A 17,389-nucleotide genomic window follows, 5' to 3' on the forward strand; every position below is an offset into this window, starting at 1 on the left:
CGATGTTACCCTCTGCCGGAAGACTCAGGTTGATCCGGCACGTCCGGACACCCGGGACGCGAGGAAACGAATTCGGGGAGCGAAGACTATGGCAATGGCAGCGGCCACCGGCGGCGTCGCAGCACGGGGAATGACAGGTGAAGAGAAGAAGGTCATCTTCGCATCTTCACTCGGCACCGTGTTCGAATGGTACGATTTCTATCTCTATGGATGGACCGCCGCGCAGATCGGCAAGGCGTTCTATTCGGCGTTTGACGCCAACACGCAGTTCATCTTCGCCCTGCTGACGTTCTCGGCGGGCTTCCTCGTTCGCCCGCTCGGCGCGCTCGTGTTCGGTCGCATCGGCGACCTCGTCGGCCGCAAGTACACCTTCCTCGTCACCATCACGATCATGGGTCTGTCGACCTTCCTGGTCGGCCTGACGCCGGACTATTCGAAGATCGGCTGGCTCGCGCCCACGATCCTCATCGTCCTCCGTCTGCTGCAGGGCCTCGCGCTCGGCGGCGAGTACGGCGGAGCCGCGACCTATGTCGCGGAGCACGCCCCGCTGGGACGCCGCGGCTTCTACACCTCGTGGATTCAGACCACGGCGACGATCGGCCTCTTCCTCTCGCTGCTCGTCGTCTACATCGTTCGCAACAGCATGAGCGCCGATGCGTTCGGCGACCCGGGCCTGTCGGGCGGCTGGCGTATTCCCTACCTGCTCTCGATCCTGCTGCTCGGCATCTCGATCTGGATCCGCATGCAGCTTTCGGAATCGCCGCTGTTCCAGAAGATGAAGGACGAAGGCAAGGGCTCCAAGGCTCCGCTGTCGGAAGCCTTCGGCAACTGGCAGAACGGAAAGGTCGCGCTGATCGCGCTGCTCGGCCTCACCGCCGGACAGGCCGTGATCTGGTACGGCGGGCAGTTCTACGCACGTATCTTCCTCGTCAATACGCTCAAGGTCCCGGCGAACTCGGCTGACATCGCGCTCATCATCGCATTGGCGATCGCGACGGTCGGCTTCCTGTTCTTCGGCTGGCTGTCGGACAAGGTGGGCCGCAAGCCGATCATCATGGGCGGCTGCCTGCTCGGCGCACTGACGTATCACACCGCCTTCGGCCTGTTGACCTCGGCCGCCAACCCCGCGCTCGAGAAGGCTCTGGCGAATGCGCCGGTGACGGTCGTCGCTGATCCGAAGGACTGCAACGTGCTGTTCGACCCGGTCGGCGGCCGGGTGTTCACGAGCTCCTGCGACGTCGCCCGCAACGCGCTGATCGCATCCTCGGTGAACTTCAAGCTGGAGCCCGGCGCACCCGGCAGCCTCGCCAAGGTCGTGGTCGGCACCAAGTCGTTCGACTCCGTGAACGGCGCCGGCGCCGATCCGAAGACCTTCGCAGCCGCGCGTACCGCCTTCACCAGCGCGGTGACCGCCGCGGTGGGCGAAGCCGGTTATCCGGTCAAGGGCGCCGATCCCGCGGCCATCAACATGCCGATGTTGATCGCCGTGCTGACCTACCTCGCGATCCTGGTCACGATGGTCTACGGCCCGATCGCGGCGGCTCTGGTCGAATTGTTCCCGACCCGCATCCGCTACACCTCGATGTCGCTGCCCTATCATATCGGCAACGGCTGGTTCGGCGGCCTGCTGCCGCCGATCGCGGTCGCCCTGGTCGCGGCAACAGGCAATATCTACGCGGGCCTGTGGTACCCGATCGTGATCGCGGCGATGACGTTCATCATCGGCATGATCTTCGTGCCGGAGACAAAGGACGTCGACATCACCAAGACCTGATCAGGTCGCACGACGGAAACGAAAACCGGCCGCGGAGCGATCCGCGGCCGGTTTGCTTTCGAGAGCCTAGTGATTGCCGCCGATGAATTGCAGCACCACCTCGCGGCGGTGCGGGCGGCTGCGGTGCTCGACCAGATAGATCGCCTGCCATGTACCGAGCGCGAGCCTGCCGTTCAGCACCGGCACGTGCAGCGAGGTCTGCGTCAGCATGGTCTTGACGTGGGCCGGCATGTCGTCCGGCCCCTCGGTGTCGTGGGTCCAGGGCGCATTCTCCGGCGCGAGCCGCGACAATGCCGTGGTCAGATCGACCAGCACGGATGGATCGGCATTCTCCTGGATGGTGAGCGAGGCGGACGTGTGGCGGATGAACAGCGAGAGCGCGCCGTCGCCTGCGCGGGCCTCGCCGACGAACTTCGAGATCTCGCTGGTGAGATCGGTGAAGCCGCGTCCCGGCGTCTGCACGGTAAGCAACGACGTGGCGATGGTGTCGGCCTGCACGATCGACGGCGCCGAGCGTGTCACGGATCTGGCTGATGTCATCAAGGTCTCTCGTCACCTCGTCCCGGCGAAAGCCGGGACCCATTACCCCGAATGCGCGTGACGGCGAAAGGTGGCAACGCGCATCGCGAAAAGCCGAAGGAAAGCGGCGTGCGCTCGCGGCTTTCGAGGGGACGACACGAGAGCTCGGGCCTCAAATCTTCCCCGACACGTCCTTCTGCACGCGGTTGGCCATGTCGATCAGCCGCCGCCAGGCCTTTTCGAGGAATGACATCACGCGATCGACGTCCTGGTCGCTCGGGAGCGGGATCTCGATCCCGCGGTCCCCCTCGGAGACCTTCGGCTCGGCCTTCTTCAACGGGTCCGACTTCGGCAGCGCCTCGTCGACCTTCCCGGACACCGTCGGCCCGGCCGCAATCTGCGCCTTCAGCTTTTCCACTTCGGCCTGGAGCCTGCCGATCTCCGCATCGAGCGCGGAGCGCTCGTCGGGCACCGCATAGCAGGCCCAGCCGGCCGCGTTCTTCGTGCAGGTCGACACCGTGCCGGTCCGGGTGTCCAGCCGCAGCACGCCCTCCGCGATCGGGGTCATGCTGTAACGGCCGTTTTCGCCGTCGGGCAGGGACTGGGCGGCAGCGGCACCGCCGCCGATGGCCATCACCGCGGCCATCGCCGCCGCGGCCGACCATGATGTTGTGGATGACGTTGCTGGTCTCATCGCGCTCTCCGCCACGACGCCGCATGGATGGCACATCTGCGATTCTACACCCTGACGGATGAAGACGCATCGCCCGCGCATCGAATCCGCCGCCCAAAACGTGTCCGCGGCATCAACGGCCGCGACGGGTGCTTTGATCCCGGCAGCACGGCGAAATGGCGGCCACATCGGCAGATCGCGGGACGACCTGCTGCGGTGCGGCGTCACGCTGTGTAGAGCATCTCTGCGCGCAACGATATCTCAATACAAATCAATGACATAACAGAACACGACGCAATCGTGACTTGGCTTGACTTGATTATGAGCGGTCAGTATGGTCCGCGCGGCTTTTAAGGGTGGCGGGCGCAATTTCCATTCAACCGCGACGTTTCGGGTCTTCGTGGCATGGCTCAAGACACGCGACACGGCGAGAATGGAGATCGCGATAGATCGCCCGAGGAAGCTGCGCTTTCCGAACGGCTCGGAAGTCTTAATCAGCGGTTGTCCGAATTTCGCGGCCGCAGGATCAAGACCGAGCAACCCGCAGGTGACGGTGGAGACGGAGCGGCCAGAGCCTCGGCGATGGCGCTTGGTTTCCGGTTATCCTCCGAGTTGATCGCCGGTGTCGTCGTCGGAGCGGGGATTGGCTGGGGTTTCGACCGCTTGCTGTCGACGTCGCCTTTCGGATTTATCGCGTTCACCCTGCTGGGCTTCGTGGCCGGCGTCGTGAATGTGGTGAGAACGGCGGGCGCGGGTCAGAACAGGCGCGGCGGTTCGTAGCCGATCCGACGAGAGGAGAGGAATTTCGCGCCGGCGTCGCCGGTGCGGGCCGGCCCGGCCGGCAGACCGAGACCAGCCGGCTCGTCCGGCAGATAAGAGATGCCGCGCCGATGAAAATCGATCCGATCCACCAGTTCAACATCGAGCCTCTCTTTACGATCGGCCATATCGGCAATCAGACGATCGCCTTCACCAATTCGTCGCTGTACATGCTGGTGGCGGTCGCGATCATCTCGCTCCTGATGCTCGCCAGCGGGACGCAGCTCGTCCCCGGGCGCCTCCAGTCGGTCGCCGAGATCTCCTACGAGTTCGTGGCCTCGACCATCCGCTCGACGGCCGGCTCGGAAGGCATGAAGTTCTTCCCGCTGATCTTCTCGCTGTTCATGTTCCTCTGCGTTTCGAACCTGGTCGGCATCATTCCCTATACGTTCACGATCTCCAGCCACCTGATCGTGACCGCGGCGCTTGCGCTCCTGGTCTTCTTCACCGTCCTGATCTACGGCGTCGCCAAGAACGGACTGAAATTCTTCTCGATCTTCGTGCCCCACGGCGTCCCCGGCTACATCCTGCCGCTGGTGATGTTCATCGAGATCCTGTCGTTCTTCCTGCGGCCGGTCTCCCACAGCGTCCGTCTGTTCGCCAACATGCTGGCCGGCCACATCGCGCTGAAGGTGTTCGCGGGCTTCGTCGCCATGCTCGGCTTCTCGCTCGGCGCCATCGGCTGGGTCGGCGGCGTGCTGCCGCTGGCGCTCACCATCGCGCTGTACGCTCTCGAGATCCTGGTCGCGTTCCTGCAAGCCTATGTGTTTGCGATCCTGACCTGCATCTACCTCAACGACGCCATTCATCCGGGACACTGAGCGGTCCGGGGAATTTCCACCCACAACCCAATCTTTCTTCCAAGGAGTCTAAAATGGATCCGGCAGCAGCAAAACTTATCGGCGCGGGCATCGCATGCATCGGCATGGGCGGCGCGGGCGTCGGCGTGGGCGTGATCTTCGGCAACTACCTCGCCGCAGCCGTTCGCAATCCGTCGGCAGCTCAGGGCCAGTTCGGCAACCTGATCTTCGGCTTCGCCGTGACCGAAGCGCTCGGCATTTTCTCGCTGCTGATCGCGCTGCTGCTGCTGTTCGTTCCGCTCTGAGGACGACGTTTTTCGCGCCGTTCCAATTTGTTGGGACGGCGCGCGTGACAGCAACAGGAGAACTCCATGGCTGAGAGTCATGGCGGGGCGAAAGGTCCGGCGGCGGGCGCCCATACCGAGGCCGAAGGCGGTCACGGTGGTGGTTTTCCGCCGTTCGAGAGCAGCACCTTCGCTTCGCAGCTAGTGTCGCTCGCGATTTTCTTCGTCGTGCTTTACGTGATCGTGTCCAAGCTCGCCCTGCCGCGCGTCGGCGGTGCGATCGAAGCGCGTCAGAACAAGATCGAGGGCGACCTCGCCGAAGCGCAGAAGCTGAAGGACCAGTCCGACGCAGCGCTGAAGGCCTATGAAAGCGAGCTCGCCTCGGCGCGCTCGCGTGCGCAGGCGATCGGCAACGAGTCCCGCGACAAGGCGAATGCGCAGGCGGAAGCCGAGCGCAAGACCCTCGAAGAGCAGCTGGCGGCGAAGCTCGCCGAGGCGGAGAAGACCATCGCCTCGACCCGCACGACTGCCATGAGCAACGTCCGCGGCATCGCGGCCGATGCGGCCGGCTCCATCGTGCAGCAGCTCACCGGCGTCGTTCCGGATCCGGCGTCGGTCAATGCCGCCGTCGATGCGTCCTTGAAGGGTTAGTCGATATGTTCTTCGATCCTGAAACTTGGGTCGCCGTCGCCTTCGTGATCCTGATGGTCGTGTTCGGCTATCTCGGGGTCTTCAAGAAAGCGATGGACGCGCTCGATCATCGCGCCGACCGCATCAAGGCCGAGCTCGACGATGCGACGCGCCTCAAGCAGGAGGCGGCCAAGGTGCTCGCCGACTACAAGGCGCGCAGTGCCCAGGCCGAGCGTGAGGCCGCCGACATCGTCGCCAACGCCAAGGCCGAAGCCGAGCGCATCGCAGCCGACGCCAAGGCGAAGATGGAAGACTTCGTCGCTCGCCGCACCAAGACCGCGGAGGGCAAGATCGCGCTCGCCGAGGCCCAGGCACTCGCCGATGTCCGCGCCGCAGCCGCGGAAGCCGCCGTCCAGGCTGCCTCCACGATCCTGTCGCAGTCGGTCAAGGGCCAGGTTGCCGACGACCTGCTCGCCAAGGGCATCACCGAGGTTCGGCAGAAGCTGAACTGAGGGCAGACGCCTCATCAATCAAAAAGCCGGCGCGATGAGCGCCGGCTTTTTTGTTTGTAGCTGGGTGTCATGCCCCGTGAAGGCCGGGCATCCAGTACGCTGCGGACTGTCGGGTCCAGCCTCGCTGTGTCAGAACAATGGATTGCCCGCCTTCGCGGGCAATGACAGCTGAAACTGCGGCGACCTGCTACTTCCTCTTGCCCCGCGCCTTCGGCTCGGGCGCGAGCGCCTGCGGATCGAAGCCGACGTAGAAAACGTAGGAATCGGCGGCTGAGGCCGACGGCATCGGATAGGTCAAATCCTCGGCAACGAAGGTGAAGGGCACGCTGCCGCCCTCGGGCATCTCGACCGTGGTCCGGTAGGCCTTCGACGCGATCACCTTCTCGCCGACGCCACCCTGCACCACGGCGACGCGCAAGGGGACCTCGACCGAGGTCGGCGCGCCCGCGGGGCCCGCGATGACGCGCCCTTGGATACCGATGCGCGCAGTGATCTCGCCACCGCCGGTGCGGGTACATTCACGCGCCATCTTGGTGATGGAGGCCTGGTAGCGTACGTCGTTGCCGACGGCCTGCTTGCCTTGCGCGGCGACCGCGAAGGTGGAGGCCCCGGCGCGCACCGTCACCTGGGGACAATCGACATCGTCGTCGGCCGCCGGCTGCCCCGGCGCGGGCGCCGGCTTGGCCTGGGTCGAATCGTCGGACTTGCCGCCGAACAGGCTCTTGAAGCGATCCGTCAGCGACTGAGCTGCGACCGGCGAGACTGCGGCGCACGAAACCGACAGCGCCAGCGCGATCACCGGACCTCGCCACAGCGTCTTCCGCAATGACCGAAGCTTCTTCATCAACGCCTGTACTCCATGACACCGTCCCGGCCCATTTGCCGGCTGGTGCGCGTTATATCGTCAAAATCGGCGATCCCAAGGCAGGAAACCAGAAGGCGGGAAAGCGCGGATCCGGCCTCCGGGACGCCCGGCTCAGCCGCGGAAATCCTCATGCAGGAGACCGAACAGGAGGTGATCCTGCCAGATCCCGTTGATGCAGAGATAGCGGCGCGCCAGCCCCTCGCGGGAGAAGCCGCATTTCTCGAGCACCCGGATCGAGGGTGCGTTGGTGGGGATGCAGGCGGCCTCGACCCGGTGCAGATTGAGCTCACCGAACAGCGACGGCAGCAGCACCCGGAGCGCCGCCGTCATGTAGCCGCGATGGGCGTGGGGTCGGCCGACCCAATAGCCGATGGTCCCGGCCTGAACGATGCCCCGCCGGACATTGGCCAGCGTGATGCCGCCGACCATGGCGCCGTCCAGTTCCCGAAAGATCAGGAAGGGATAGGAGCGATCCGCGGCGATGTCCTCGGAATAGCGGCGCAGGCGGCGCCGGAAGCCGGATCGCGTGAGATCGTCCGACGGCCAGATCGGCTCCCAGGGCGTGAGGTAGTCGCGGCTGGTCTCGCGCAGATGGGCCCATTGGAGAAAGTCCGACATCTGCGGTGCGCGCAGCAAAAGCCCATTGCCTCGCGGCGCGAGGGCGGCGGGTCCACTGGATGGCAGGCGAAAGAGGGCCATGGTGATGCTTCCCGGGGGCGGGCGGCCCTTGCGCGGCTCCTAATGCAGCCGCGCCTTGGCGCGCGCCTTCGTCAATCCTTCCGCAAAAGACACCGCCGTGTCCAGACCCCTGCCGCTGCCCAATGCAACCACTGCAGGTCGGCTCCGCGAAAGCAGCGCACGCGCCGCGTCGCGGGTCGATTCGACGCTGACGGCGTCGATCCGTGCCACCAGTTCCTCGACCGTCTGCGGCCGCCCATAGGCCAGCACGTGGCGGGCCAGCTGCTCGGCCCGGGACGAGCAGCTCTCCAGCGCCATCAGCAGGCCTGCCTTCATCTGCGCCTTGGCGCGCGCGATCTCCGCCTCGGTCAGCGTCTCCACCGAATCATTCATGATATCGACGACGACTTCCATCATCTCCGGCGCGTCCGCAGGGTCGGTGCCGGTGTAGAGGCCGAAGAAACCGGTGTCGGTATAGGGCGCGTGGAAGCTGTAGATCGAATAGCAGAGGCCGCGCTTCTCGCGCACCTCCTGGAACAGTCGCGACGACATCCCGCCGCCGAGGATGTTGGTGAAGACCTGGAGCGAAAACAGCGACGCGTCGCTCTGCGGCACGCCTTCCAGCGCCAGCGTCAGATGCGCCTGCTCGAGTTCGCGGTGCACCACCTTGGTGCCGCCCTTGCCGAACATGGCCGCCTGCGGCTTCGGGCCCGGCGTTCCCTCGAAGCTCGCAAAGCGCTTCTCGACCTCGGCAACCACCTGCTTGTGATCGACCGCGCCCGCGGCGGCCACCACCATGTCGGGCCCGCGATAATGGGTCGACAGATAGTCGCGCAGCGAATCGCGATTGAAGCTGCGCAGGGTCTTCGCCGTTCCCAGCAGCGAGCGTCCCATCGGCTGGTCGGGATAGCAGAGCTCGTTGAGGTGCTCGAACACGACGTCGTCCGGCGTGTCCTGCGCGGCCCCGATCTCCTGCACGATGACGTTCTTCTCGCGCTCCAGCTCCTCCGGCTCGAAGGCGGGATTGGCCAGGATGTCGGAGAGCACGTCGAGCGCGAGCGGCACGTCGGCCTTCAGCACACGCGCGTAATAGGACGTCGTCTCGGTCGAGGTGCCGGCGTTGAGATCACCGCCGACCGCCTCGATCTCCTCGACGATCTCGCGCGAGGAGCGCCGCGTCGTTCCCTTGAACGCCATATGCTCGAGCAGGTGCGAGATGCCGTGCTCGTTCGGTTTCTCGTCACGGCCGCCGACGCCGGCCCAGACGCCGAGCGCCGCAGTCTCGACGTGAGGCATCTTGTCCGTGACGACGGTCAGGCCGGAGGCAAGCTTGGAGATCTCGACGCTCATCCGGCAACTCCCTGTTTCGCGGCGCGGCTGACCGACTGCACGAACCGCTCGATCTCGGCCTGATCGTTCTTCATCACCTTCATGTGTTCGGATTTGGTCATCAGCCCGTCGAGCCAGGCCGGAAGTTGCGGTCGCTGGCCACAGGCCGCCTCGACCGCATCGGGGAATTTCGCCGGATGGGCGGTGGACAGCACGATGCTGGGCACCGTCGTATCCGTGGTGTCGCGATCGGCGACCGCCAGGGCCACCGCCGTGTGCGGATCGACGAGTTCGCCCGCCTCGCGCCAGCCCGCACGGATCGCGGCCGCGGTCTCGGTCTCGTCGGCGCGTCCGGCGTCGAACTCTTCCCGGATCGCCGCCAGCGTCGCATCGGGCAGCACGAAGCGCCCCGACTGCTTCAGCGAATCCATCAGCCGGCGCACGCCGGTAGCATCGCGCCGGCCCGCCTCGAACAGCAGCCGTTCGAAATTCGAGGAAATCTGGATGTCCATCGACGGCGAGGCCGTGGCGTGCACCTCGCGCACCTCGTAGATCCCGGTCTTCAGCGTGCGCGCGAGGATGTCGTTGACGTTGGCGGCGATGCGCAGCGTCCGCACCGGCAGGCCCATGCGCTTGGCGACGTAGCCGGCGAAGATGTCGCCGAAATTGCCGGTCGGCACGACGAAATCCACCGCACGCGCCGGCGCGCCGACGGCCGCAGCCGACGTGAAATAGTAGACCACCTGCGCGACGATACGCGCCCAGTTGATGGAATTGACGCCGGAGAGCGACGTCGCATCGCGGAAGCGATGGTTGTTGAACATCCCCTTCACGAGCGCCTGGCAATCGTCGAACGTGCCTTCGATGGCGAGCGCATGGACGTTGGCCGCACCCGTCGTCGTCATCATCCGCTGCTGCACCTCGGAGATGCGCTTGTGCGGAAACAGTACGATGAGGTCGACATTCTCCAGGCCCGCGAACGCCTCGACGGCGGCACCGCCGGTGTCGCCGGAGGTCGCGACCACGATGGTGGTGCGCTGGCCGCGCTTGGCCAGGACATGATCCATCAGCCGAGAGATGAGCTGCATAGCCACGTCCTTGAAGGCGAGCGTCGGACCGTGGAACAGCTCCAGCACGAATTGATGCGGCGCCATCTGGCGCAGCGGAACGACCGCCGGATGGCGGAAGGTCGCGTAGGCCTCGTTGGCCATGCGGCCGAGCTCGGCATCGGAGATCTCGCCGCCGACGAAGGGACGGATCACCTCGACCGCGACCTCCCAATAAGGCCGGCCGAAGAAGCCCGCGATCGTCTCCGCCGAGAGCTGCGGCCAGGTGAGCGGCACATAGAGACCGCCGTCGCGGGCAAGCCCGGTCAGCATCACGTCGCAGAAGCCGAGTTCGGGGGCCTCGCCCCGGGTCGAGATATAACGAGTCAAACTGCCCTCCAAAGGCCGACCGAGCCTGAGCCCAGTCCGTAAGCCTTTGATTTCATGATATTCCTGGCCCATGGCCAGGCGCCTGGGCGGCACCATAGAGTGTTTTGCAGGATCGGGAAACCGCTTCCCGGCCAGGCGCTTGCGACGAAAAAGGGCTGCGGTGATGCCGCAGCCCCTCTTGGAAGGTCTGTCGTTGAATGGTGCAGACCGGTTTTGCCTATTGCGGGTCGCTCACCCCGCGAAATCCGTTCGTCCGAGCTTTCATTGCACGCCAGCAGCCCGTCAAGGGCGAAAACGGCGCACGTTGCCGAATGTTCCTGCTCAGTTCATCCCGATTTCGACCGCGATCCGGATCAGATCGGAATGATTCTTGGCGCCGAGCTTCTGCTTCAGCAGGGAGGTGGTGTTGGCGACGGTCTTGTAGGAAATGCCGAGCGCCTCGGCGACCTCGACGATCTTGTTGCCGCGTCCGAGCAGGCGAAGAATCTCGAGCTCGCGCGGCGTCATCTGCGAGGCCGGATTGGCCTTGATCGCCGCGCCGGAAAACGTCACGGCTTCGGCGAGCTGCGGAGAGATGAAATTGTCGCCGGCAGCGACCTTGCGCACCGCCTTCACCAGGATCTTGGGATCGTCGCCCTTGGACACATAGCCCTGCGCGCCCATTTCCACCGCCCGCACGACCATGGCCGGATCGTCATTCACGCTGAACATGATGATCTTGGCGTCGGGGTCGTCCTTGCGGATGCGACGCATCAACTCGAATCCGGACACGTCGGGCAGGCTGATGTCGATGACGGTGACGTCGGGACGTTTGCTGACGAAGGCACGATGACCGGACTTGGCGTCGCTGGCTTCGTCGATCCGGACCGAGTGATCCGATGCGAACAGCGATCGACAGCCGGACAGCACGACCGGATGGTCGTCGACGATCAATATGCGGGTTGCCGGTTTGACGATGTCTTGCATTGTTCTTGCTCGCTCCCCGAACAGATAAGCGAACGGGAACAAATGGAAAGCACGAAAAGGCGAACCCCGGCTAGAATTAGCCTAATGTCGCCGCGGCCGCCAGCGGCGGTAGGCCGCACCACTGCCTTGTCGGACGCGCGCGCCCGCGAACGTTATGTCGCTAACAGCAGCTGCGGTCCGGCGGGTTCTGCCGTGCGGGTTCGCAGACCGTGCTGTAGATCTTGCCTTCCGGGCTGAAACGAAAAGTCGCGTGAATGCGCAGCGAGCCCGCGACGGAGTATTCGACATCGACGCCGTTCGGAACGGGGCTGATCTCCTCGAGGCCGAAGCCCGCCGTCGAATAGGCGTTCAGCCGCGGCTGCCAATAGGTTTCGAGCTCGCTCCGCCCGCGATAATGGTTCGTCCCGTTGCAACTGCATTCGAGCTGCGCGTCGTCGGCGTACAGGTCGAGCAGCATCGCCAGGTCGCCGGTCCGGCAGGCGTCCACCCAATCGATGACGATCCCCATCTGATCAAAATCGCGCACGCCGAATCCTCACCACCGCCCAGCATCAGGGCGATCTCGTTCACCCTCGTGAAAGCGGACCGAGCGGTAAACCCCCGGGCGATACCGGTTTCTCCCGGGTAACCTGCCCTGCCCTCAACCCTGTCGCCGTCCCCTCGCCCAGACGCCGAATGCGATCAGCACCGCACCCGCGAGCGCGAACCAGGTGACGGCGTATTGCAGGTGATCGTCCTTCAGATGCACGTCGAGCGGGCCCGGGCGCGGAATGCCGTTCGCGGGCGCCGGCTGCTCAAGGTCGACATAGAACGGCGCCACCGCGCCCCAGCCGAGCGTCCCGGCAATCGCCTGATGATCGCGCACGAACCACAGTCGCTTCTCGACGTTCTGCGCCGGCGTCAGCAGGCCCGGCTCTTCGGGGAAGCGCAGATAGCCGGTGAGCGCGATCGGCTCGCCGGTGACGAGCTTCTTCACCGCACGATCCTCGACGTTGCGATCCTGCATCGTGTTTTCGACGAAGCCGGCGTCGATCACGACCACTTCGCCGCCTGCAAGGCGCGCCGGCAGGAAGGCCCAGGTGCCCGGACCCGAGGCATCCTTGCGCACCGCCGAACCGGACGAATAGACCATCGCATCGGGCAGCGGCAGGTAGGTCGCGGTGAAGCTGACACGACGGAATTCATCGCGCGCTGCGTTCAGCGCCGCCCATTCCGCCGGCGGCGGCAGCGCGACCGGTGTCTCGGCAAGGCGTTCCGTGAGCGCCGCGATCAGCTCGTGCTTGGCGAGGCGCCGCTGCAATTGCCAGACGCCGAGCGCGACGAAGGCCGCTGTCAGGGCAAGCGTGAACAGCGCGAAGCCGGCCACGCGGGGCTTGCGTTCGGTTGCGTTCATTTCGCGCGGTCGACCAGCCGGCCCGGGGCCGCCTTGTGGTGGAATTGCAGCGCGATCAGCAACGACTTCATCGCGCGCAGCGGCAGCAGCGTGGTCGCGAGGATCAGCGGCAGCCAGAGCACCGCATGCAGCCAGAACGGCGGCTGGTATTTGACCTCGACGACGAGCGCGCAGCCGACCACGATCGCGCCGGCCAGCATGATGATGAAGATTGCGGGGCCGTCGCCGGCATCGATGAAGGAATAGTCCAGTCCGCAATGGTCGCAGGAAGGCGCCAGAGTCAGGAAGCCCGCATAGAGCTTGCCCTGGCCGCAGCGCGGACATTTGCAGGCAAGCCCTCGCAGCGCGCTCTGCAGGACGGTGGTCGGGGACTCGGATGTGCCGGCATTTTCGTTCATGATAACGGGAGTCTAGCACAGACCGGACGCTATTCTAACAGAGCGAGTTCAGGGAGGACCGCGATGAGCGAGGCATATGACGTGGTGCAGCGTTGGGCGGAAGCGTTCAACGCGGGAGAGGCAGACGCCATCGCGGCGCTCTATGCCGAGGGCGCGGTGCTGTGGGGCACGCTCGGGCAACAGCTCACCACATCGCCGGCAGAGATTACCACGTACTTCGCGGAAGCCGCACGGGCGGGCCTCCGGGTGAAGCTGCAGACTTACGTCATATCGCCGGCTTCGGACGATTTGGCGATCATTGCCGGCCATTACGAATTCTCGCGCACTGCGGATGGCAAAACGCAGCCTATCCCCGCGCGTTACAGTTTCGTGCTGACGAGGCGCAACGGTGCCTGGATGATCGCACACCAGCATTCGTCGCTGCTGCCGAGGCCAGCGAACCGCCCATGAAAAAGGGCGGCCCCGAGGGCCGCCCTTGTCCGATCCGGTCCGGGCCCGCTCAGTGCGCGCCGTGAGCCATGGTCTCCGCGCCACGTCCCCAGACATAGATGCAGAGGAACAGGAACAGCCAGACCACGTCGACGAAGTGCCAGTACCAGGCGGCGAATTCGAAGCCGAGGTGCTGCTTCGGCGTGAAATGGCCGGCATAGGCACGCGCCAGGCACACGATCAGGAAGATGGTGCCGACCAGCACGTGGAAGCCGTGGAAGCCTGTCGCCATGAAGAAGGTCGCGCCGTAGACGTTGCCGGCGAACGAGAAGGCCGCATGGCTGTACTCGAACGCCTGGACGCAGGTGAAGGTCGCGCCGAGCAGGATGGTGAGGATCAGGCCGTACTTCAGGCCCTGGCGGTCGTTCTCGAGCAGCGCGTGATGGGCCCAGGTCACGGTGGTGCCGGAGGTGAGCAGGATCAGCGTATTGAGCAGCGGCAGATGCCAGGGATCGAAAGTCTCGATGCCGTGCGGAGGCCAGGTGCCCGGCACGCTGCAGGCGCCGGCCTGAGTGCCGAGGCCGCAGCCGAACACCGCGTCGCGGGTCGCGTGCACGGCGTCCGCCGGGAACAGAGCGGCGTTGAAATAGGCCCAGAACCAGGCGACGAAGAACATCACCTCGGAGGCGATGAACAGGATCATGCCGTAGCGGTGATGGAGCTGCACAACGCGGGTGTGGTCACCCTTGTATTGCGCTTCCTTGATCACGTCGCCCCACCAGCTCGCCATGGTGTAGAGCACGCCGACGGTGCCGACGCCGAAGACGATGGGCGCAGCCGAGAACATGTGGTGCATCCAGCCGATCGCACCGAGCGCCATGATGAAGGCCGAGACGGAGCCGACGGCCGGCCACGGAGACGGATCGACCAGATGGTAGTCGTGATGCTTGCCTTGCGCCGTAGCCATTGCCGTCTCTCTCCTCAATCCCGTGCCTGTCCGGCACTTATCCCCTGGATCCGACCCTCGAGCCGTGAGCTCCGCGATCAGAGATTTCCCTTGCGTTTGTCGTCTTCACCCGACGCGAGCGGCTTCACCACCGGATCGCGCACCGGATAGAACGTATAGGACAGCGTGATCGTGCTCAGCCCGTCGTTCTCGTGATCGTCGACGATCGACGGATCGACATAGAACACGACCGGCATCTCCCGCTTCTCGCCGGGCGCCATGGTCTGCTCGGTGAAACAGAAGCAGTTGATCTTCTGGAAATACGAGCCGACCGTCAGCGGCGCGACGTTGTAGGCGGCCTGGCCTGCGGTGGTGCGCGCGGCCTGGTTGGTCACGGTGTAGTAGATCGTGGTGACCTGGCCGATATTGACCTCGATCTCGGTCTGCTCCGGCTCGAACTTCCAGGGCAGGCCGGGGGCGACGTTTGCGTCGAAGCGCACCGCGACCTTCCGCGCGATCGGCCCCGTGGCCGGCGCCGACGTCGCGACCTGGGTGGTGCCGTTGAAGCCGGTGGCGCGGCAGAACCAGTTGTAGAACGGCACCGCCGCATAGGACGCACCCACCATCAGCGCGACGACGAGGCCGCAGATCGAGGCGACCATCGCGTCGCGGCCAAGACCGTTGGAGCGGCGACCCGTCGTGGCCGTCCGGCTATCGTCCTTCGCTATGGTCGGCTTCTGATCCATCTTCCCTACATCGGCCTGACTAGCACTGCCGGTCCCTTGACCATGGTGACGGCGAAGAACAGCACGACGAGCACGCCGAGCGCGAGTGCGATCGCGATCGAGCGCTGGCGGCGGCTCTTCTTCTGCGCCTCGGTGAGGACGATTCCATCTGGCTCGGGTCTGTCGGCCATACTCGCCTCATGCGCCCCATGCCATCGGAGCAAGCGCATGGAACACGACCTCGGCGAGCAGGGTCGCAAACAGCGCGAACAGATAGAAGATCGAGAAAGCGAACAGCTTGCGGGTCGCGCGCAGCGACTCGCTGCGCTCGCGGCGCATATACACGTTGATCGCGAGCACCAGCATGCCGGCGCCGAGGATCAGCGAGACGACGCCGTAGATGGCGTCGAAATAGCCGAGCGCCCAGGGCGCCGCGGCCACCGCGATCAGGACGATGGTGTAGAGCAGGATCTGGAGGCGGGTCGCGTCGGGCCCGGCAACGTTGGGCAGCATCGGAATGCCGGCGCGGGCGTAGTCGTCGGAACGGAACAGCGCCAGCGCCCAGAAATGCGGAGGCGTCCAGAAGAAGATGATCGCGAACAGCAGCAGCGGCTCGACGTCGACCGTGCCGGTCACCGCGGCCCAGGCCACCACCGGCGGCAGCGCACCCGCGGCACCGCCGATCACGATGTTCTGCGCGGTCCAGCGCTTCAGGCCCATCGTGTAGATCACGACGTAGAAGAAGATCGTGAAGGCGAGCAGCGCACCCGCGACCCAGTTGACGAGAATGCCGAGCGTCATCACCGAGAAGAAAGCGAGCGTCATGCCGAACGCCATCGCCTCGGGCCGGGTGACGCGGCCACGCGGAATCGGCCGGTTGGCGGTGCGCGACATCTTCGCGTCGATGTCGCCTTCGAGCGCCATGTTGAGCGCACCAGAGGCACCGGCACCGACGGCGATGCAGAGCAGCGAGGTGATCGCGAGCACGGGATGGAAATGCCCGGGCGCCATCGCCATCCCGACCAGCGCGGTGAAGATCACCAGCGACATCACGCGCGGCTTGAGCAACGCCACGTAGTCGCCGACCTCCGCCTCGGAAATCCGCGGGTTGATGTCGATGGCGTTCTGATCGAGGACGGACACTTAATTTGACTCGCTTCGTTGTCGAGCCGCGGCGCCCGTCACGGGCGCCGCGGGAGTTTACTTACTGCACGCGGGGCAGAACTTCGAACTGGTGGAACGGCGGCGGCGAGGACAGCGTCCACTCCAGCGTGGTCGCACCCGCGCCCCAGGGATTGTCACCCGCCGGCACCTTGCGGGCGAAGGCATCGATCACGCAGTAGAGGAAGATCAGCACGCCGAAGCCGGAGATGTAGGAGCCGACCGACGAGATCAGGTTCCAGCCCGCGAACGCGTCGGGATAATCGACGTAGCGGCGCGGCATGCCCGACAGGCCGAGGAAGTGCTGCGGGAAGAACACCAGGTTCACGCCGATGAAGGTGACCCAGAAGTGCGCCTTCGCCAGCGTCTCGTTGTACATGTAGCCCGACATCTTCGGGAACCAGTAGTACCAGCCGGCGAAGATCGCGAACACCGCGCCGAGCGACAGCACGTAGTGGAAGTGGGCGACGACGTAATAGGTCTCCTGCAGCACGCGGTCGACGCCCGCGTTCGCCAGCACGACGCCGGTGACGCCACCGACCGTGAACAGGAAGATGAAGCCCACCGCCCAGATCATCGGCGCCCGGAATTCGATCGAGCCGCCCCACATCGTGGCGATCCAGGAGAAGATCTTCACGCCGGTCGGAACCGCGATCACCATCGTGGCGGCGACGAAATAGGCCTGCGTCGCCGACGACATGCCGACCGTGTACATGTGGTGCGCCCACACCACGAAGCCGATGCCGCCGATCGCGACCATGGCGTAGGCCATGCCGAGATAGCCGAACACGGGCTTGCGCGAGAAGGTCGAGACGATCTGGCTGATCATGCCGAAGCCCGGCAGGATCAGGATGTACACCTCGGGGTGACCGAAGAACCAGAACAGATGCTGGAACAGCACCGGATCGCCGCCGCCGTCGGGCGCGAAGAAGGTGGTGCCGAAATTGCGGTCGGTGAGCAGCATCGTGATCGCGCCGGCGAGCACCGGCAGCGACAGCAGCAGCAGGAACACCGTCACCAGGATCGACCACACGAACAGCGGCATCTTGTGC

At 65.2% G+C, this 17,389-nt stretch carries 22 protein-coding genes; 7 read left to right on the top strand and 15 right to left on the bottom strand.

Annotated elements, in window-relative coordinates:
* Nucleotides 1-88 precede the first annotated feature (88 nt).
* Nucleotides 89-1,774, top strand: coding sequence for an MFS transporter (locus QM712_RS18050; protein WP_415024475.1), 1,686 nt, complete (start codon nt 89-91; stop codon nt 1,772-1,774).
* A 66-nt stretch (nt 1,775-1,840) separates the two neighbouring features.
* On the opposite strand, the gene QM712_RS18055 is transcribed toward QM712_RS18050, so the two are convergent.
* Both QM712_RS18055 and QM712_RS18060 read right to left on the bottom strand, forming a co-directional pair.
* The gene (locus QM712_RS18055; protein ID WP_415024476.1) at nt 1,841-2,314 is read right to left on the bottom strand and encodes a secondary thiamine-phosphate synthase enzyme YjbQ; all 474 of its coding nucleotides are present in this window, start codon (nt 2,312-2,314) and stop codon (nt 1,841-1,843) included.
* Nucleotides 2,315-2,465: 151 nt separating this feature from the next.
* The gene (locus QM712_RS18060; protein ID WP_415024499.1) at nt 2,466-2,987 is read right to left on the bottom strand and encodes a hypothetical protein; all 522 of its coding nucleotides are present in this window, start codon (nt 2,985-2,987) and stop codon (nt 2,466-2,468) included.
* 384 nt (nt 2,988-3,371) lie between these two features.
* Between QM712_RS18060 and QM712_RS18065 the strand changes: the two genes are divergently transcribed.
* The 5 genes from QM712_RS18065 (at nt 3,372) to QM712_RS18085 (ending at nt 6,011) form a co-directional block, all read left to right on the top strand.
* The gene (locus QM712_RS18065) at nt 3,372-3,746 is read left to right on the top strand and encodes an AtpZ/AtpI family protein (protein WP_415024477.1); all 375 of its coding nucleotides are present in this window, start codon (nt 3,372-3,374) and stop codon (nt 3,744-3,746) included.
* A gap of 110 nt (nt 3,747-3,856) precedes the next feature.
* Nucleotides 3,857-4,606 carry a F0F1 ATP synthase subunit A gene (locus QM712_RS18070; RefSeq protein ID WP_415024478.1) on the top strand — a complete coding sequence of 250 codons (750 nt, stop codon included), beginning with the start codon at nt 3,857-3,859 and terminating at the stop codon, nt 4,604-4,606.
* A gap of 53 nt (nt 4,607-4,659) precedes the next feature.
* A complete protein-coding gene (locus QM712_RS18075; protein ID WP_007599451.1) occupies nt 4,660-4,890 on the top strand; it encodes a F0F1 ATP synthase subunit C in 231 nt (76 codons plus the stop codon).
* Between the two features lie 66 nt (nt 4,891-4,956).
* Nucleotides 4,957-5,520, top strand: a complete 564-nt coding sequence (locus QM712_RS18080; RefSeq protein WP_415024479.1) for a F0F1 ATP synthase subunit B — start codon at nt 4,957-4,959, stop codon at nt 5,518-5,520.
* A 5-nt stretch (nt 5,521-5,525) separates the two neighbouring features.
* Nucleotides 5,526-6,011, top strand: a complete 486-nt coding sequence (locus QM712_RS18085) for an ATP F0F1 synthase subunit B (protein WP_415024480.1) — start codon at nt 5,526-5,528, stop codon at nt 6,009-6,011.
* 187 nt (nt 6,012-6,198) lie between these two features.
* Here QM712_RS18085 and QM712_RS18090 read toward each other — a convergent pair whose 3' ends face one another.
* From QM712_RS18090 to QM712_RS18125, 8 genes are all read right to left on the bottom strand, one after another.
* Nucleotides 6,199-6,858: a hypothetical protein gene (locus QM712_RS18090; protein WP_415024481.1), complete on the bottom strand. Its 660-nt coding sequence runs from the start codon at nt 6,856-6,858 to the stop codon at nt 6,199-6,201.
* A 129-nt stretch (nt 6,859-6,987) separates the two neighbouring features.
* The gene (locus tag QM712_RS18095; RefSeq protein ID WP_415024482.1) at nt 6,988-7,575 is read right to left on the bottom strand and encodes a GNAT family N-acetyltransferase; all 588 of its coding nucleotides are present in this window, start codon (nt 7,573-7,575) and stop codon (nt 6,988-6,990) included.
* Nucleotides 7,576-7,614: 39 nt separating this feature from the next.
* Nucleotides 7,615-8,904 carry a M16 family metallopeptidase gene (locus QM712_RS18100; protein WP_415024483.1) on the bottom strand — a complete coding sequence of 430 codons (1,290 nt, stop codon included), beginning with the start codon at nt 8,902-8,904 and terminating at the stop codon, nt 7,615-7,617.
* On the bottom strand, nt 8,901-10,319 hold the full coding sequence (gene thrC, locus QM712_RS18105) for a threonine synthase (protein WP_415024484.1): 1,419 nt from the start codon (nt 10,317-10,319) through the stop codon (nt 8,901-8,903). Before thrC ends, QM712_RS18100 begins: the two co-directional genes overlap by 4 nt.
* Before the next feature lie 321 nt (nt 10,320-10,640).
* Nucleotides 10,641-11,285 (bottom strand): response regulator transcription factor, encoded by a 645-nt coding sequence (locus tag QM712_RS18110; RefSeq protein ID WP_415024485.1) that lies wholly within the window; start codon nt 11,283-11,285, stop codon nt 10,641-10,643.
* A 160-nt stretch (nt 11,286-11,445) separates the two neighbouring features.
* Nucleotides 11,446-11,811, bottom strand: coding sequence for a nuclear transport factor 2 family protein (locus tag QM712_RS18115; RefSeq protein ID WP_415024486.1), 366 nt, complete (start codon nt 11,809-11,811; stop codon nt 11,446-11,448).
* 114 nt (nt 11,812-11,925) lie between these two features.
* Nucleotides 11,926-12,678 carry an SURF1 family protein gene (locus QM712_RS18120; RefSeq protein ID WP_415024487.1) on the bottom strand — a complete coding sequence of 251 codons (753 nt, stop codon included), beginning with the start codon at nt 12,676-12,678 and terminating at the stop codon, nt 11,926-11,928.
* Entirely contained in the window at nt 12,675-13,076 is a 402-nt protein-coding gene (locus QM712_RS18125) for a DUF983 domain-containing protein (protein WP_415024488.1), read from the bottom strand. The genes QM712_RS18120 and QM712_RS18125 overlap by 4 nt, the downstream gene beginning before the upstream one ends.
* A gap of 63 nt (nt 13,077-13,139) precedes the next feature.
* On the opposite strand from QM712_RS18125, the gene QM712_RS18130 reads away from it, so the two are divergent.
* Nucleotides 13,140-13,526 carry an SgcJ/EcaC family oxidoreductase gene (locus tag QM712_RS18130; RefSeq protein ID WP_415024489.1) on the top strand — a complete coding sequence of 129 codons (387 nt, stop codon included), beginning with the start codon at nt 13,140-13,142 and terminating at the stop codon, nt 13,524-13,526.
* Between the two features lie 49 nt (nt 13,527-13,575).
* Here QM712_RS18130 and QM712_RS18135 read toward each other — a convergent pair whose 3' ends face one another.
* The 5 genes from QM712_RS18135 to QM712_RS18155 all read right to left on the bottom strand — a co-directional run.
* Nucleotides 13,576-14,472 carry a cytochrome c oxidase subunit 3 gene (locus tag QM712_RS18135; RefSeq protein ID WP_415024490.1) on the bottom strand — a complete coding sequence of 299 codons (897 nt, stop codon included), beginning with the start codon at nt 14,470-14,472 and terminating at the stop codon, nt 13,576-13,578.
* Nucleotides 14,473-14,549: 77 nt separating this feature from the next.
* Nucleotides 14,550-15,197, bottom strand: coding sequence for a cytochrome c oxidase assembly protein (locus QM712_RS18140; protein ID WP_415024491.1), 648 nt, complete (start codon nt 15,195-15,197; stop codon nt 14,550-14,552).
* Nucleotides 15,198-15,202: 5 nt separating this feature from the next.
* Nucleotides 15,203-15,367: a CoxF protein gene (locus tag QM712_RS18145; protein ID WP_415024492.1), complete on the bottom strand. Its 165-nt coding sequence runs from the start codon at nt 15,365-15,367 to the stop codon at nt 15,203-15,205.
* 7 nt (nt 15,368-15,374) lie between these two features.
* Complete coding sequence (locus QM712_RS18150) at nt 15,375-16,319, bottom strand: heme o synthase (protein WP_415024493.1); 945 nt, start codon at nt 16,317-16,319, stop codon at nt 15,375-15,377.
* A 61-nt stretch (nt 16,320-16,380) separates the two neighbouring features.
* Nucleotides 16,381-17,389: cbb3-type cytochrome c oxidase subunit I (locus QM712_RS18155; protein ID WP_415024494.1), on the bottom strand; the 1,009-nt coding region annotated here is incomplete at its 5' end.

It is taken from the genome of Bradyrhizobium sp., from assembly GCF_047605465.1.
Lineage (GTDB): Bacteria > Pseudomonadota > Alphaproteobacteria > Rhizobiales > Xanthobacteraceae > Bradyrhizobium.